The following is a 14,500-nucleotide window of genomic DNA, read 5'->3' on the forward strand; positions in this document are numbered from 1 at the left end:
GGCCCACCCGGGCGCCACGCCGACGTATTCGACCCTCGACGGCTCCTAGGCGCCGGATTCCGAGGCCGTGCGGAGAGCGGTCAGTACCGGGCTGATCAGGGGGTGGCCCTCCGCGCCGCGCCGGACGGCGGCGAAGACCCTGCGCGTCGGGGCGACGCCGTCGATCGGGCGGACCTCCACGCCCGCGAGCTCCACGCCGCGGAGGGCCGAGCGTGGCACGAGCGCCACGCCCGCGCCCGCCGCCGCGAGGGCGACGACCGCGCGGAAGTCGTCGGACGAGTGCTCGAGACGCAGCGTGAACCCCGCGTACTCGCAGGCCAGGACCGTCACGTCATGGCAGGGGTTGCCGCTGGACTGGCCGATCCAGGTGTCCTTGGCGAGGTCGGCGAGCGCGACCCGCTCGCCGTGCGCGAGGGGGTGGCCGGGCGGCAGGACCGCGTCGAAGGGCTCCGCGTACAGCGGGACCCGGGTGAGGCGGGCGTCGTCCTCGCCGGGAGCGCCCCGGTACTCGACCGCGACGGCCACGTCCACCTGCCGGTCGAGGACCATGAGGAGGCTCTCGTCACCCTCGGCGTCCCGCACCCGGACCTGGATGCCGGGCGCGGTGCGGGACAGGGCCGTGAGGGCGGGGGCCACGACGAGCCCGATGCCGGTGGCGAAGGCGGCGACCGTGACCGTACCGGCGTCACCGGAGCTGTAGGCGGCGAGTTCCGACTCGGCGCGCTCCAACTGGGCGAGGACGGCGTTGGCGTGGCTCAGCAGGATCTCGCCGGCCGGGGTGAGGCGGGCGCCCCGGGCGCTGCGGTCCACCAGGCGGTGGCCGGTCTCCTGCTCCAGGGCGGCGAGCTGCTGGGAGACGGCGGAGGGGGTGAGGTAGAGCGCGGCGGCCGCCGCGGTGACCGTGCGGTGGTCGGCCACCGCACGGAGGATGTGCAACCGCCGCGCTTCGATCATGCCCCTAGTCTCGCAGGCCGCGAGGCCGGCCCGTGCCTGCCCGCCGCCGTCCGGCCGCGCAGGTTGGGGCCGCCCCCGTCTCAGCCGCGCAGGGCGGCGCGGGCGTCGACGAAGGCGTCGACGGCGCGGTTCACGTCGTCCGTGGAGTGGGCGGCGGAGAGCTGCACGCGGATCCGGGCCTGGCCCTGCGGCACGACCGGGTACGAGAAGCCGATCACGTACACACCGCGCTCCAGGAGCAGTTCGGCCATGCGGCCCGCCTCGGAGGCGTCACCGATCATGACGGGGGCGATGGCGTGGTCGCCGGGGAGGATGTCGAAGCCCTCCGCCGTCATCCGGGTCCGGAACAGCTCGGTGTTCGCGCGCAGCCGGTCACGGAGGTCGCCGGCGGACTCCAGGAGGTCGAGGACCTTGAGGGAGGCGGCGGCGATCACCGGGGCGAGGGTGTTCGAGAAGAGGTACGGGCGGGACCGCTGGCGCAGCAGGGCGACGATCTCGGCGCGGGCGGCGACGTAACCGCCGGAGGCGCCGCCGAGGGCCTTGCCGAGGGTGCCGGTGATGATGTCGACGCGGTCCATGACGCCGTGCAGCTCGGGGGTGCCGCGGCCGCCGGGGCCGACGAAGCCGACGGCGTGCGAGTCGTCGACCATGACCATGGCGTCGTACTGCTCGGCGAGGTCGCAGATCTCGTCGAGCGGGGCGACGTAGCCGTCCATGGAGAACACGCCGTCGGTGACGATGAGCTTGCGCCGGGCGCCGCCCTCCGTAGCCTCCTTCAGCTGCTGCTCCAGGTCGGCCATGTCACGGTTGGCGTAGCGGAAGCGGCGGGCCTTGGAGAGGCGGATGCCGTCGATGATCGAGGCGTGGTTGAGGGCGTCGGAGATGACGGCGTCCTCGGGGCCGAGGATCGTCTCGAAGACGCCGCCGTTGGCGTCGAAGCAGGAGGAGTAGAGGATCGTGTCCTCCTGGCCGAGGAAGGACGACAGGCGCGCCTCCAGCTCCTTGTGCACCTCCTGCGTGCCGCAGATGAAGCGGACGGACGCCATGCCGTAGCCCCAGCGGTCCAGCGCCTCGTGGGCGGCGGCGACCACCTCGGGGTGGTCGGCGAGGCCCAGGTAGTTGTTGGCGCAGAAGTTGAGCACCTCGCCGGGGCGGCCTCCCGAGGTGACGGCGACGGTGGCCGACTGGGGGGTGCCGATGACGCGCTCGGGCTTGTGGAGCCCGGCCTGCCGGATCTCGTCGAGGGTGGTGCGGATGTCGTCGCGTACGGAATCGAACATGGGTCAGGCTCCCGCAGTCCAGTCGAGGATGATCTTGCCGCTCTTGCCGGAGGCCGCGTCGTCGAAAGCGGCCTCGAAGTCGGTGTACGCGTAACGGCCGGTGACGACGGGGGCGAGGTCGAGACCGCCCTCCAGGAGCACCGACATCGCGTACCAGGTCTCGAACATCTCGCGGCCGTAGATGCCCTTGACGGTGATCATGGAGGTGACGATCTTCGCCCAGTCGACGGCGAAGTCCTCGCTGGGCAGGCCGAGCATGGCGATCTTGCCGCCGTTGGTCATGTTGGCGACCATGTCGCGCATGGCGTGCGGGTTGCCGGACATCTCCAGGCCGACGTCGAAGCCCTCCTTGAGCCCGAGGGTGCGCTGGCCGTCGGCGATGGTCTGCTCGGCGACGTTCAGGGCGAGGGTGACGCCCGTCTTGCGCGCCAGGGCGAGGCGTTCCTCGCTGACGTCGGTGATCATGACGTTGCGGGCGCCGGCGTGCTTGGCGACGGCGGCGGCCATGATGCCGATCGGGCCCGCGCCGGTGACGAGGACGTCCTCGCCGACCAGCGGGAAGGAGAGCGCCGTGTGCACGGCGTTGCCGAACGGGTCGAAGATCGCGGCGATGTCGAGGTCGACGGCGACGCGGTGCACCCACACGTTGGAGGCGGGCAGCGCCACGTACTCCGCGAAGGCGCCGTCCCGGCCGACGCCGAGGCCGACGGTGGCGCGGCAGAGGTGGCGGCGCCCGGCCAGGCAGTTGCGGCACTTGCCGCAGACGAGGTGGCCCTCGCCGCTGACCAGGTCGCCGACGGCGATGTCCTCGACGTCACGCCCGACGGAGACGACCTCGCCGACGAACTCGTGCCCGACGGTCAGGGGCGTGGCGATCGTCTTCTGCGCCCAGCCGTCCCAGGAGCGGATGTGCAGGTCCGTGCCGCAGATACCGGTCCGCTTGACCTGGATCAGTACGTCTCCGGGGCCGGTCTCCGGCTCGGGCACGTCCGTGAGCCAGAGTCCCGGCTCCGCCTTCAGCTTGACCAACGCCTTCAATGCCACGGCTCCCGACGTGCGTGTCCTGTGATGTGGGGGTGCGGGCACGGCTGCGTACCCAAGATCCCTGGAAGAGAATCTTCCTTACGGAGCGCTCGCGGTCCATCGAGGATTTCTTAAGCGCGCTCGCAGATCAGCTTCACACCCCGGGCGGGGGCGGAGCGCGGTCGACACGGCCGAACGGAGAGGCCTCGCGCGAAGGCGCCTGACGTCACCGGCCGAGGGCCGCCATCGCCGCGTTGTGGCCGGGGATACCGCTCACTCCCCCGCCCCGGATCGCGCCCGCTCCGCACAGCAGCACGTTGGCGTGCCGGGTCTCGACGCCCCAGCGGCCCGCGCCCTCCTCCGCGTACGGAAAGGAGAGGTCGCGGTGGAAGATGTGGCCGCCGGGCAGGCGCAGTTCGCGTTCGAGGTCGAGCGGAGTCTTCGCCTCCACACAGGGCCGGCCGTCCGCGTCGAGCGCGAGGCAGTCGGCGATCGGCTCGTCCAGATGGGCGTCGAGCTGGTCGAGGGTGGCCGCGAGGAGCGCGGCCCGGGTGCCGTCGTTGTCGGCGGTGAACAGCCGGGCGGGGGTGTGGAGCCCGAACAGGGTGAGCGTCTGGTGGCCCGTGGCGGCGAGTTCGCGGCCGAGGATCGTCGGGTCGGTGAGGGAGTGGCAGTAGATCTCGGAGGGCGGGGCGGAGGGCAGCCGGCCGGCGGCGGCCTCGGCGTGGGCGGTGGCGAGCTGACCGTACCCCTCTGCGATGTGGAAGGTGCCGGCGAAGGCCTCGTGCGGGTCGACGGAGCGGTCGCGGAGTTTCGGCAGCCGGGTGAGCAGCATGTTGACCTTGAGCTGGGCACCTTCCGGGGCAGGCGGGGGCGTCTCGCCGAGGAGGGCGGCGAGGTCGCGGGGGGAGGCGTTGACGAGGACGTGGGCCGCCTCGACGGTGCCCTCGCCGTCGGCAGTGCGGTAGGTGAGCGCGGCGCGGGTCCCGTCGGTCTCGATCCGGGTGACCTCGTGACCGGTACGGAGGTCGGCGCCGGCGGCGCGGGCCGCGTCGGCGAGGGCGTCGGTGAGGGCGCCCATGCCGCCGACGGGCACGTCCCAGTCGCCGGTGCCGCCGCCGATGACGTGGTAGAGGAAGCAGCGGTTCTGGAGGAGCGTCGGATCGTGGGCGTCGGCGAAGGTGCCGATGAGGGCGTCGGTGAGGACGACCCCGCGGACGAGGTCGTCGGCGAAGGTCCGCTCGACGGTGGCGCCGAGGGGTTCCTCGAACAGCATCCGCCAGGTGTCGGCGTCGTCGACGCGGTCCCGGAGCGCGGCGCGGGTCGGCAGGGGTTCGGTCAGGGTGGGGAAGATGCGGCGGGCGGCCCGGCCCGTGCGGGCGTAGAAGCCCTGCCAGGCCTCGTACTCGCGGTCGGAGCCGGTGAGTGCGGCGAAGGAGGCGCGGGTGCGGTCGGGGCCGCCGCCGACGAGGAGGCCTCCGTCGCCCTTCGGGGTGTACGAGGAGACGGACCGTTTCCGTACGGCGAACCGCAGCCCGAGCTCGCGCACGATCTTCTCGGGGAGGAGCGAGACGAGGTACGAGTACCGGGAGAGCCGCGCGTCGACCCCGGCGAAGGGCCGGGTGGACACGGCGGCGCCACCGGTGGAACCGAGCCGCTCCAGGACGAGCACGGAGCGGCCGGCCCGGGCCAGATAGGCGGCGGCGACCAGGCCGTTGTGACCGCCTCCGACGACCACGGCGTCGTAGGAACGGGCGGCGGCGGACGGTGCGGAAGCGGTCATGGCTCATGCTCACACGGGGCGCCGAACCGGGAAAGGGGACGGCGGACCGGGTCCCAGGGGTGGCGGGGTCAGGGCGGTGGTGGTGTGGCCGCTCTCAGGAGGAGGGCGGCCGCTTCGGCGTGGCGGCCCAGGCGCTCCAGGCAGTGGGCCTCGTCGTCGAGGGCCGCGACGGTGTCGGGGTGGGCGGGGCCGAGGAGTCGGGCGCGGGCGGCGGCGATCGCGCGGTGCGACTCGAGCGCCTCGCTCCAGCGGCCGAGCCGGCCGAGGGCGACGGCGGTCTCACGGCGGCTCAGCAGAGTGTCCGGGTGGTCCGGGCCGAGGACCCGCTCCCGGTCGGCGTGGACGCTCTCGGACTCGCCGAGCGCCTCCGGCCAGCGGCCGAGCCGGCCGAGGTTGACGGCGAGGGCGTGGCGGGCGCGCAGGGTCTCGGGCCCGTCGGCGCCCTGCGCGCGGGTGCGGGCCGCGACGAGGTCCTGGCACACCTCCAGGGCGTCGGCGGCCTGGCCGAGCCGCCCGAGGCAGACGCCGGTCTCGTAGCGGGCGGCGAGGGTGTCCGGGTGGTCGGGGCCGAGGGCGGCGGCGCGGCCGTCGGCGACGGCGCGGTAGTGGGCGAGCGACTCCTGTCCTCGGCCGAGCCGCCCCAGGGTGTACGCCACTTCGTGCCGGGTCACCAGGGTGTCGGGATGCTCCTCGCCGAGCAGCCGGGCCCGGGCCTCGGCGACCTCGTGCGCCGTACGGTACGACTCCTCCAGGCGGCCGAGGCGGCCGAGCGTGAACGCCAGGTTGTGCCGGCAGCGCAGGGTGTCGGGGTGGTCGGCGCCCACGGTGCGCTCGCGTGCGGCGAGGACGGTGACGTACACCTCGTACGCCTCCGGGTGCCGTCCGAGACGTCCGAGGGCGTACGCCCGCTCCTGCCGGGCCGCCAGGGTGTCGGGGTGGTCCTCGCCGAGGACGCGGGCGCGGGTGGCGGCGACCCGGTCGAAGACGCGCAGGGCGTCGGCGGGGCGGTCGAGCCGGGCGAGGGCGAAGCCGACCTCGTAGTGGCTGGCGAGGGTGTCGGGGTGGTCCTCGCCGAGGGCCGCCGCGCGGTGCTCGGCGACGGACCGGTGCACGGACTCGGCCTCGCCCCAGCGGCCGAGGCGACCGAGGCCCATCCCGGCTCGGTACCGGCCCGCGAGCACGGCGATCAGCTCGGCGGAGGGAGCGGCGTACGCGGGTGCGTCCAGGGCGGGTACGTCGGGGGCGGGGCCCGCGGTGGTCCACTCGGTGGTGAGCACGGCCGCGGCGGGGTCGTGGGCGACCGGACGCGGCACGCCGCCCGCGTCGGCGGGCCGGTGCCCTCCGGTGATCCCCTGGAGCCACGCGGGCGCGTGGGCCGGATCGGGAGTGCCGGTGGCGGTGCCGGCGGCAGCGCCCGGCCCAGGGGCCGGACCCGGACCCGCGCTCGGCCCCGGGACGAGACCCGGAACCGGCCCCGGGACGGGGGTGCCTCCCGGGAGGGGCAGGCCGACCGTGGGCGCGAGGGAGGACGGCGGGACCCGCCCCGAGACGATCCGGCGGCGCAGGTCGCCCGCGTCGGCCGGCCGCTCCTCGGGCACCTTGGCGAGCAGGTCGAGGACGATCCGGTCGAAGTAGTCGGGCAGCTCGGCGCGGTGCGCGCGGGGCGGGCGCGGCATCGTGTCCCGGTGCCCGATGAGGATCGCCCAGGAGTCGCCGAGGTCGAAGGGCGGGGCGCCGGTGGCCAGTTCGTACAGCACGCACCCCAGCGAGTAGAGGTCGCTGCGGTGGTCGATCTCGCCGCCGCCGATCTGCTCGGGGGACATGTAGTGGGGCGTGCCCATGGCGATGCCGGTCCCCGTGAGGCGGGAGGTGAAGCCCATGTCGGCGCCGAGGCGCGCTATCCCGAAGTCGCAGATCTTCACCGTCCCGTCGCGCAGCCGCATGATGTTCGCGGGCTTCAGGTCGCGGTGCACGATGCCGTGGCCGTGGGTGTAGGCGAGGGCGTCGGCGACCTGGTCGGCGATCTCGACGACGTCCTGGACGGGCAGCGGGTGCTGGGCGTTCGCGGCGAGGAGCTGGCTGAGGTTGCGCCCCTCCAGGAGCTCCATGACGAGGAAGAGCACGCCGTCGTCCTCGCCGAAGTCGTGCACGACGGTGATGCCGCGGTGCTGGAGCGCGGCGGCCACCCGGGCCTCGCGCCGGAACCGCTCGCGCACCACGGTGAGGACATGGGGGTCCTGCTGCGGTCCGAGCGGCTTGAGGCACTTCACGGCGACCCCGCGCCCGAGCGCCTCGTCGGTGGCGCGCCACACCTCGCCCATGCCCCCGCGGCCGATGACCTCGTGCAGGCGGTACCGGCCCTGGATCAGTCTGGAGTCCCCCATCGTGTGCTGCCGCCCCCGTCGGTTTTCTGCGCCTTCCCCGGCTCCTCCAGTATGGACGCCGGTTCGGACAGTGGGTACGGGGCGGGGTACGCGTAAGGGTCGGGCCGGGTCTGCGGGCCGAGCCGGTCCATGGCGCGGATGATGTGCCCGGGCGGGAGGCGCCAGCGCAGGTGGGCGGGGACGCGGCGGAGGAGGTCGGCCGTCGCGACGAGCCGCCGGGTGACGGTCTCCGGCGGTGGGGCGGGGCGGCCGTAGAGCGCGTGGGCGTGGGGGGGCAGAGTGTCGTACGCGAGCGCGGTGACGCGCCGCCAGATCACCTCGCGCGCCGGTATGAGGGCGGGTTTCACGGGCGGCCTGCGGAGGAAGTCCTCGACGGTGCGGGCGTCCGGCCCGCAGGTGAGCCGGGGGCGTACGGCGTCGAAGTAGGCGGCGAGTTCGGCGGTGGAGCCCGGGACGGTGGCCGGGTCGAGTCCGACGAGGCGGGCGGAGACGCGGTGTTCGTCGACGTAGCGGTCGGCGAGGGCGTCGGTGAGCGGGATGCCGGAGCGCCGTGCGACGGAGAGGTACGAGTCGGTCTCGGCGCAGTGCACCCAGAGGAGCAGTTCGGGGTCGTCCACCCCGAGCAGCCGGTGGATCCGGCGCACGCGGGCGCCGGCCGCCTCGGCGGCTTCGGTGGTCCCGTAGCTGAGGGTGCCGACGAAGCTCGCGGTCCGCATGAGCCGGCCCCAGGGGTCCTGACGGAAACTGCTGTTGATCATGACGCCGCGGACGGCGACGGGGTGCAACGCCTGGAGCCACAGGGCGCGGACGCCCGCGAGCCACATGACGGGGTCGCTGTGCAGCTGCCAGGTGACGGAGCGGGGACCGAAGAGCCCGGGGTCGGCATCCTGCGTCATGGCGCTCAGGCTACGCCGGGCGCACGGAGCGCGAACAGACCGCGTGAGCCCGTAACAGCCCCTTGTCGAAGGCCGCCCATAGTCCCGGGGGCGCCGTCTTCGCGACACGCGGACTGGCATGATCCCGCCAACCATGCGGGGGTGGGAGCGCCGGGGAGGGGGTTCCGGAGGCCGGGGGAGGGCCATCGTAGGCGGTGCCCCGGGACTCTCCGTATACGCCGGCCGGTCACGCGTCTCGACTCGAAGCCCGGCCCAAGCCGACCATACGCAACAAAAGGACCGGCGCCATCGCGCCATCCGACTCGTTTAATTCGCCCGAAACGAGAGCGAAACGAATCGACCGTTCCGAAAAGAATCAGCCGTGACCTGACGGCAGTTCATGGTCACTCTTGATTGCCCGTCCGACGGGGTCCTAGGGTTCACTCCAGCTCAAGATCACCAGGGCAAAGCGCCACGGCCGGCACCGTTCACCCATGAGTGCCGACGCCATAGAGGGGTCGAGACATGGATACAGTCCGAATTCCTGACAGTGAAAAACAGGCACTGATGGCGCTCATTCCCACCGACGCCGCACAGCGCGTCGCGATCGGGACATTGGGTCCGAAGGGGACCAGCAGCGAGCACATCGCACGACTGATGCTGCACTGCGTCGGAGACCCCGAATCCTGCCGGATCGTCCTGAAGGACACCTTCGAGCAGTGCATGGAGGCGCTCGTCGGCGGCCGCATCGATCTGGCGCTGGTACCCCACGCGTACGCGTACATCAACGCCTTCTACATGCATCCGGCACTGGAGCCGGTGAGCCTCTTCCACGGGAGCACGCCGGAGTACGGCCTTGCCGCACGGACCGACTTCTCCTTCGACGAAGAACTGCTCAGCACCGAGGTCGTAGCCACTCACCCGGCTCCCGTTCCCATGCTGCGCCACCACTTCGACCGTCCCGTGAAACTGGCCACCGTCAGCTCCACGAGCCAGGCCGCCGACCACGTCGCCAGCGGTCTGTACAACATCGCTCTCACGAACGAGCAGGCGGTCGAGGAATACAACCTGAAGTTCGTCTACAGGTTTTCACGGATCCCCATGACCTGGACGGTTTTCGCACGGAGGAAGGATCTCAATGACCGCGGAAGTGCGTGAGCACCCCTATTTCCCGGCTCCCGGCGTCGCGCTCCACGACGACGGCATCCGGATCGAGTCCTACCGGCGCGAGGACACGGAGGTACGGCTCCTCTTCATCGCCCCCGGGGCCGTCCTGCGGAGCGACGCATCCCGGCGGGAAGCGCACGTCGGAATGGTCATCCGCGGCGAGGTCACCGCGACGGTCGGAGACGTCACGAAACCGATGGAGCCCGAGCACGACGTGTACGTCGCCCCTCCCGGCATCGGGCTCTCGGTCGCGAACACGACCTCGGCCGAAGCCGTTCTCCTGGAGATCAGGCGCTCCAAGCCGGGCGAGTCCTACCCCGCGCCGAGCGGCTACTTCCTCGAACCGCTCGAATCGCGCAAGTTCGTCAAGATGGACGTCACCTTCTTCCTGGCCGACTGGATCGAGCTGATGATCGCCGACATCCCCGGCGGCGGCGAGATGCCGTACCACAAGCACTCCCATGAACAGATCGGGACGTGCCTGGACGGTCGGTACGAGATGACGGTCGAGGGAACGCGCCACGAGCTGCAATTCGGCGCCACCTACTTCTGCGGGAGCCAGGAAGGGCACGGTGCCGCGAATCCCCATGAGGGCCTGGCCCGCTCCCTCAACATCTTCATCCCGCCGCGGTACCACCGGGTTCCCCAGCAGGAAGCCGAGCAGGGGACGCGGTGACCCGGGTAGCGATCATCACGGGCGCAGGCCGCGGCATCGGGAGGGCGACCGCACTGCACCTGAGCGCCAAGGGGTACACGACCGTCCTGTGCGCGCGCAGTTCCCACGACCTGGAGAAGGTCGCCGCCGCATCGCACGCGGAAACCCGTCACGGCGGGCAGACCACGTACGTCCTCCCGGGCGATGTCACCTCACGTTCCTTCCGTGAGGAACTGGTGAGTGACGTCGAGAGCCGTTTCGGCAGGATCGACGTCCTGGTCAACAACGCGCCGGGCCCGCCGCCCGGGTATTTCGACGAGATCCAGGTCGACGACATACGTTCCGCGATGGATCAGAAACTCGTCCCGTACCTCGATCTGATCAAGTCCGTCGCCCCGGTGATGATCCGCAACGAATTCGGCCGGATCGTCAACATCGTCGGCAACATCGGCAAGGAACCCGCCGCCGGCATGTTTCTCTCCGGTCTGGTCAACGCGGCCGTCTCGAATGCCGGCAAGTACCTGGCGAATCAGTACGCGAGACACCACGTGACCGTGAACTGTGTGCACCCCGGGGTCATCCGAACCCAGCGTTACGACAACGCCGTCGCCCATATGAGCCGGGCCGGCGACATGTCGCGGCAGGAGGCGGAGGAGCGCCTGCGCGAGGCGATCCCGATAGACCGGCCGGGAGAGGCCGACGAGGTCGCCGCCCTCATCGGCTTTCTGGCATCCGATGAATCGTCCTACGTCACCGGGCAGCAGATCTCGGTCGACGGCGGTCAACTGACATGCGTGTGAGAGGAGACCTGCTCATGTTCGAGGACAAGGTGGTCGTCGTCACCGGCGCCGCGTCGGGGATCGGCAGGCAGACCGCGATCGACTTCGCGCGGCAGTCCGCGAAGGTCGTCGTCGCGGACATCGACGAGAAGGGCGGGGCCGAGGTCGTCGCCGCGCTCCGGAGCGACGGACACGACGCCGTCTTCGTACCGACGGATCTGACGGTCGAGGCGGACTGCAGGAACCTCATCACCTCTGCCGTCGACGGTTACGGCAGGCTCGACGTCCTGGTGAACAACGCGGGCATCGAGATAACCACTCCTTTCCACGAGATGTCGGAGCTCGAGTGGGACAGGTTGGTCGACACCAACTTGAAGAGCATGTTCCTGTGTTCCAAGCACGCGCTGCGCGAGATGATCGCGGTGACGAGCGGAGTCATCGTCAACGTCTGCTCCGTGAGCGGTCTGGTGGCCTGGCCCGGTATCGCCGCCTACAACGCCACCAAGGGGGGAGTGATGATGCTGACGAAATCCCTCGCCGTCGACTACGCCCGGTACAACATCAGGGCGAACTGCGTCTGCCCCAGCATCATCGACACCCCGATGACGGACGTGTCCAACGGACACGATGCCGAGATCAAGGAACAGAAGGCGAAACTGAATCCGATCGGACGCCTGGGAACGCCGGAGGACGTCTCGAACGCGATCCTGTTCCTCGCTTCGGACAAGTCGTCGTTCATCACGGGCAGCGCGCTCACGGTAGACGGCGGTTACACGGCCATCTAGCCGTCCCGTTCCCCATGCACGAATGAAAGGTTGGCTGGAGTGTCGGACCGATCGACCGACGAGGAGCGCCCGCAGGGGTTTCCCGTCCTGACCGTCCTCGCGCTGATGGCGGGGATCTTCGCCGTCGGTTCCGAGGAACTGGTGGTCTCACCGCTGCTCGTGAACATGGCCGAGTCCTTCGGCGCGACGGTGGCGCTGATGGCGCTGTCGGTCAGCGTCTACGGCATCGGTACGGCGGTCGGCGCACTGCTCTTCGCTCCGCTCGGGGACCGGGTGTCGCGCCGGCTCAGCCTGGTGGCCGGGATGGTGATGTTCGTCCTGGGCACCCTCCTGTGCGCGTCCGCCACGGGCCCGGGGATGTTCTTCGCGGGCAGGGTGCTGGCCGGACTCGCGACAGGTGCGTTCGTCCCCACCGCCTATGCCTTCGTCGGTGACCGGATTCCGTACCAGCACCGTGCCAGGGCCATGGGCATCCTCGTGTCGAGCTGGTCGATCTCGCTCGTCCTCGGCGTGCCGATGGGGTCCTTCGTCGGGGAATGGGCGGGCTGGCGCTGGACCTTCGGGCTGCTCGCGATCCTGGGAGCCCTCGTCGTCTTCGTCCTGCTCCTGTTCGGTGGCGGGAAGCCCGCGGGCGCCGAGGGCGGGCCGGCCCCGTCGGGGAAGGCCGCGGAGCCGTCGGAGCGGGGCTGGGTGCGATCGGCGGCCCAGGCGCTCCGTGGGCCGAAGGTGTCCGTGTACGTGCTGGCCACGTTCCTGAACATGTTCGCCTTCTACGGGATGTACACCTTCCTCGGCAGCGCGCTTCAGTACCGGTTCGGCTCGGGAAGCTCCATGACCGGCGTCATGATCCTCCTCTACGGGCTTGGGTTCGCGACCAGTTTCCTCACCGGCAGGTGGGCCGACGAGCTGGGCAAGGAGAGGGTGCTGGTCGCCCTTCTCGCCGGGCTGGTCCCGGCGCTTGTGGCCATCCCGCTCGTCACCGGGTGGACGCCGCTGCTCGTCGTCTGCCTGTTCCTGTGGGGCGCGATGCAGAGCCTGGTCGTCACGCTGCTCAGCACGCTGCTGAGCGAGTGTTCGGCGCAGCACCGCGGCACCGTCCTGGCCTTCTACAGCCTCGCGACCAACCTCGGCGTGGCCCTCGGCGCGGCCCTGCTCGGCCCACTGTTCACGGCGTACGGGTTCTCCGCCGTGGGTTATGTCTGCGCCGGGATCACGCTCGTCGCGTTCGGCCTGAGCGCGTGGGTCTACAGGCACAGGGACAGGGACAGGGACAGGGACAAAGACAGGGGACAGGACGAGGACAGGGCGCGCGAGGCGGGAGTTGCGGCATATGAAGACTGAGTTCGCGCGACGGCTCCTCGATCTGCCCAGGAGTTCCTTCGCGACGACCGTGGGCAGGATCGACCAGCTCGTCGGGGCCGGTGAGGACGTCGTCAACCTCTGCCAGGGGAATCCCGACCTGCCCACTCCGCCGCACATCGTCGAGGCCTTGCGCCGCGAGGTGCTCGACCCCGGAACGCACCGGTATCCGTCCTTCTCGGGACTGCTCGAACTCAAGGCCGCCATCGCCCAGTGGTACGAGGCGAACCACCAGGTCCGGCTCGACCCGGAGACGGAGGTCGCGATCCTGTTCGGCGCGAAGGCCGGACTGGTGGAGATCAGTCAGTGCTTCCTGAACCCGGGCGACGTCTGTCTGATGCCCGACCCGGCCTTCCCCGACTACTGGGCGGGCGTGGTCCTCGCCAGGGCCCATATGCACCCCCTTCCGCTCCTGCGGGAGAACGGCTTCCTGCCCGACTACGGCGCGCTCGACCCGGCGACGTGCGAACGGGCCAAGCTCATGTTCCTCAACTACCCCAACAACCCCACCTCGGTGACGGCGCCACCGGAGTTCTACGAGGACACGGTCCGCTTCGCGGCCGAGCACGACGTCATCGTGGCGTCCGACTTCGCCTACGGGGCCCTGGGCTTCGACGGACAGGTCCCGGCCTCGTTCCTGGCGACGGAAGGCGCCAAGGACGTGGGCGTCGAGTTCATCTCGTTGTCGAAGATGTTCAACATGGCGGGTTGGCGGATCGGTGCCGTGGTCGGCAACCGTGACGTCGTCGCCGCGATCAACCTCATCCAGGAGCACTACTACGTCTCGCTCCCGCCGTTCATCCAGCGGGCCGGCGTCGCGGCCCTGTCCGGCCCGCAGGACTGCGTCCGGGAGCTGACGGGGATCTACCAACGCCGCAGGGACGTCTTCGTGGCCGGGATGAGGGAGGCCGGCTGGCGGATCGACGTACCTCGGTCGATCTTCGCCTGGCTGCCGATACCCGGCGGCGGAGGGTCCGTCGCCTTCGCCGACGAGCTGCTGACCCGGGCCAAGGTCGCGGTGGCGCCCGGCCGTTGGTTCGGGGCGTACGGCGAGGGTTACGTACGGGTGAGCCTGCTCGCGCCGGAGGAACGGCTCCGGGAAGCCGTCGCCCGACTGTCCGCGTTCCGCCCTCACCCATGCGCAGGAGATGCTCCGTGATACGTCATGTCGTGCTGTTCAAGTTCAAGCCCGGGGTCGACTGGAACGACCCGCGCGCCGTGGAGGCGGAACGTTCCACCGCCCAGGTGGGCGGTGAGGTCCCCGAGCTCCGCGCGTGGCGCCACGGGCGCAACGTCTCCCCCAGGGAGATCGCCTACGACTTCCTCGCCGAGGGGCTCCTGGACGACATGGAAGCGGTCGACCGGTACATCGTGCACCCCTTCCATCAGGAGTCGGTCCGGCTGTGGCGCGAGATCAGCGACTGGGTCGTCGTCGACGTCGAGGACTGACTCCTAC

13 protein-coding genes are annotated in these 14,500 nt (G+C 71.0%); 7 read left to right on the plus strand and 6 right to left on the minus strand.

Annotated features, from left to right (window positions below):
- Positions 1–45: 45 nt before the first annotated feature.
- The 6 genes from ABT034_RS13190 to ABT034_RS13215 form a co-directional block, all read right to left on the minus strand.
- Complete coding sequence (locus ABT034_RS13190; RefSeq protein ID WP_351214404.1) at positions 46–954, minus strand: LysR family transcriptional regulator; 909 nt, start codon at positions 952–954, stop codon at positions 46–48.
- Between the two features lie 80 nt (positions 955–1,034).
- Positions 1,035–2,234: a glycine C-acetyltransferase gene (locus ABT034_RS13195; RefSeq protein WP_351214406.1), complete on the minus strand. Its 1,200-nt coding sequence runs from the start codon at positions 2,232–2,234 to the stop codon at positions 1,035–1,037.
- Between the two features lie 3 nt (positions 2,235–2,237).
- Positions 2,238–3,272 carry an L-threonine 3-dehydrogenase gene (tdh, locus tag ABT034_RS13200; protein ID WP_351214408.1) on the minus strand — a complete coding sequence of 345 codons (1,035 nt, stop codon included), beginning with the start codon at positions 3,270–3,272 and terminating at the stop codon, positions 2,238–2,240.
- 211 nt (positions 3,273–3,483) lie between these two features.
- On the minus strand, positions 3,484–5,040 hold the full coding sequence (locus ABT034_RS13205; protein ID WP_351214410.1) for a phytoene desaturase family protein: 1,557 nt from the start codon (positions 5,038–5,040) through the stop codon (positions 3,484–3,486).
- A 68-nt stretch (positions 5,041–5,108) separates the two neighbouring features.
- Positions 5,109–7,424, minus strand: coding sequence for a serine/threonine-protein kinase (locus tag ABT034_RS13210; RefSeq protein WP_351214412.1), 2,316 nt, complete (start codon positions 7,422–7,424; stop codon positions 5,109–5,111).
- Complete coding sequence (locus ABT034_RS13215) at positions 7,406–8,320, minus strand: oxygenase MpaB family protein (protein WP_351214414.1); 915 nt, start codon at positions 8,318–8,320, stop codon at positions 7,406–7,408. Before ABT034_RS13215 ends, ABT034_RS13210 begins: the two co-directional genes overlap by 19 nt.
- Before the next feature lie 504 nt (positions 8,321–8,824).
- On the opposite strand from ABT034_RS13215, the gene ABT034_RS13220 reads away from it, so the two are divergent.
- From ABT034_RS13220 to ABT034_RS13250, 7 genes are read left to right on the plus strand one after another with little or no spacing between them, the layout of a single operon-like run.
- Entirely contained in the window at positions 8,825–9,457 is a 633-nt protein-coding gene (locus ABT034_RS13220) for a type 2 periplasmic-binding domain-containing protein (RefSeq protein WP_351214416.1), read from the plus strand.
- On the plus strand, positions 9,438–10,142 hold the full coding sequence (locus ABT034_RS13225) for a cupin domain-containing protein (RefSeq protein ID WP_351214418.1): 705 nt from the start codon (positions 9,438–9,440) through the stop codon (positions 10,140–10,142). Before ABT034_RS13220 ends, ABT034_RS13225 begins: the two co-directional genes overlap by 20 nt.
- On the plus strand, positions 10,139–10,921 hold the full coding sequence (locus tag ABT034_RS13230; protein ID WP_351214420.1) for an SDR family oxidoreductase: 783 nt from the start codon (positions 10,139–10,141) through the stop codon (positions 10,919–10,921). Before ABT034_RS13225 ends, ABT034_RS13230 begins: the two co-directional genes overlap by 4 nt.
- Before the next feature lie 14 nt (positions 10,922–10,935).
- The gene (locus ABT034_RS13235; protein WP_351214422.1) at positions 10,936–11,685 is read left to right on the plus strand and encodes an SDR family NAD(P)-dependent oxidoreductase; all 750 of its coding nucleotides are present in this window, start codon (positions 10,936–10,938) and stop codon (positions 11,683–11,685) included.
- Positions 11,686–11,724: 39 nt separating this feature from the next.
- Positions 11,725–13,026 (plus strand): MFS transporter, encoded by a 1,302-nt coding sequence (locus ABT034_RS13240; protein ID WP_351214424.1) that lies wholly within the window; start codon positions 11,725–11,727, stop codon positions 13,024–13,026.
- Positions 13,016–14,203, plus strand: a complete 1,188-nt coding sequence (locus ABT034_RS13245) for an aminotransferase class I/II-fold pyridoxal phosphate-dependent enzyme (RefSeq protein ID WP_351214426.1) — start codon at positions 13,016–13,018, stop codon at positions 14,201–14,203. The genes ABT034_RS13240 and ABT034_RS13245 overlap by 11 nt, the downstream gene beginning before the upstream one ends.
- Positions 14,200–14,493, plus strand: coding sequence for a Dabb family protein (locus tag ABT034_RS13250; protein WP_351214428.1), 294 nt, complete (start codon positions 14,200–14,202; stop codon positions 14,491–14,493). The genes ABT034_RS13245 and ABT034_RS13250 overlap by 4 nt, the downstream gene beginning before the upstream one ends.
- Positions 14,494–14,500: the final 7 nt, after the last annotated feature.

The organism is Streptomyces sp. NPDC002773, from assembly GCF_040295605.1.
Taxonomy (GTDB): Bacteria; Actinomycetota; Actinomycetes; order Streptomycetales; family Streptomycetaceae; genus Streptomyces.

Coding starts and splice junctions, on each gene's coding strand:
- ABT034_RS13190 (WP_351214404.1), bottom strand. CDS start 954: ATGATCGAAGCGCGGCGGTTGCACATCCTCCGTGCGGTGGCCGACCAC.
- ABT034_RS13195 (WP_351214406.1), bottom strand. CDS start 2,234: ATGTTCGATTCCGTACGCGACGACATCCGCACCACCCTCGACGAGATC.
- ABT034_RS13205 (WP_351214410.1), bottom strand. CDS start 5,040: ATGACCGCTTCCGCACCGTCCGCCGCCGCCCGTTCCTACGACGCCGTG.
- ABT034_RS13210 (WP_351214412.1), bottom strand. CDS start 7,424: ATGGGGGACTCCAGACTGATCCAGGGCCGGTACCGCCTGCACGAGGTC.
- ABT034_RS13215 (WP_351214414.1), bottom strand. CDS start 8,320: ATGACGCAGGATGCCGACCCCGGGCTCTTCGGTCCCCGCTCCGTCACC.
- ABT034_RS13220 (WP_351214416.1), top strand. CDS start 8,825: ATGGATACAGTCCGAATTCCTGACAGTGAAAAACAGGCACTGATGGCG.
- ABT034_RS13225 (WP_351214418.1), top strand. CDS start 9,438: ATGACCGCGGAAGTGCGTGAGCACCCCTATTTCCCGGCTCCCGGCGTC.
- ABT034_RS13235 (WP_351214422.1), top strand. CDS start 10,936: ATGTTCGAGGACAAGGTGGTCGTCGTCACCGGCGCCGCGTCGGGGATC.
- ABT034_RS13245 (WP_351214426.1), top strand. CDS start 13,016: ATGAAGACTGAGTTCGCGCGACGGCTCCTCGATCTGCCCAGGAGTTCC.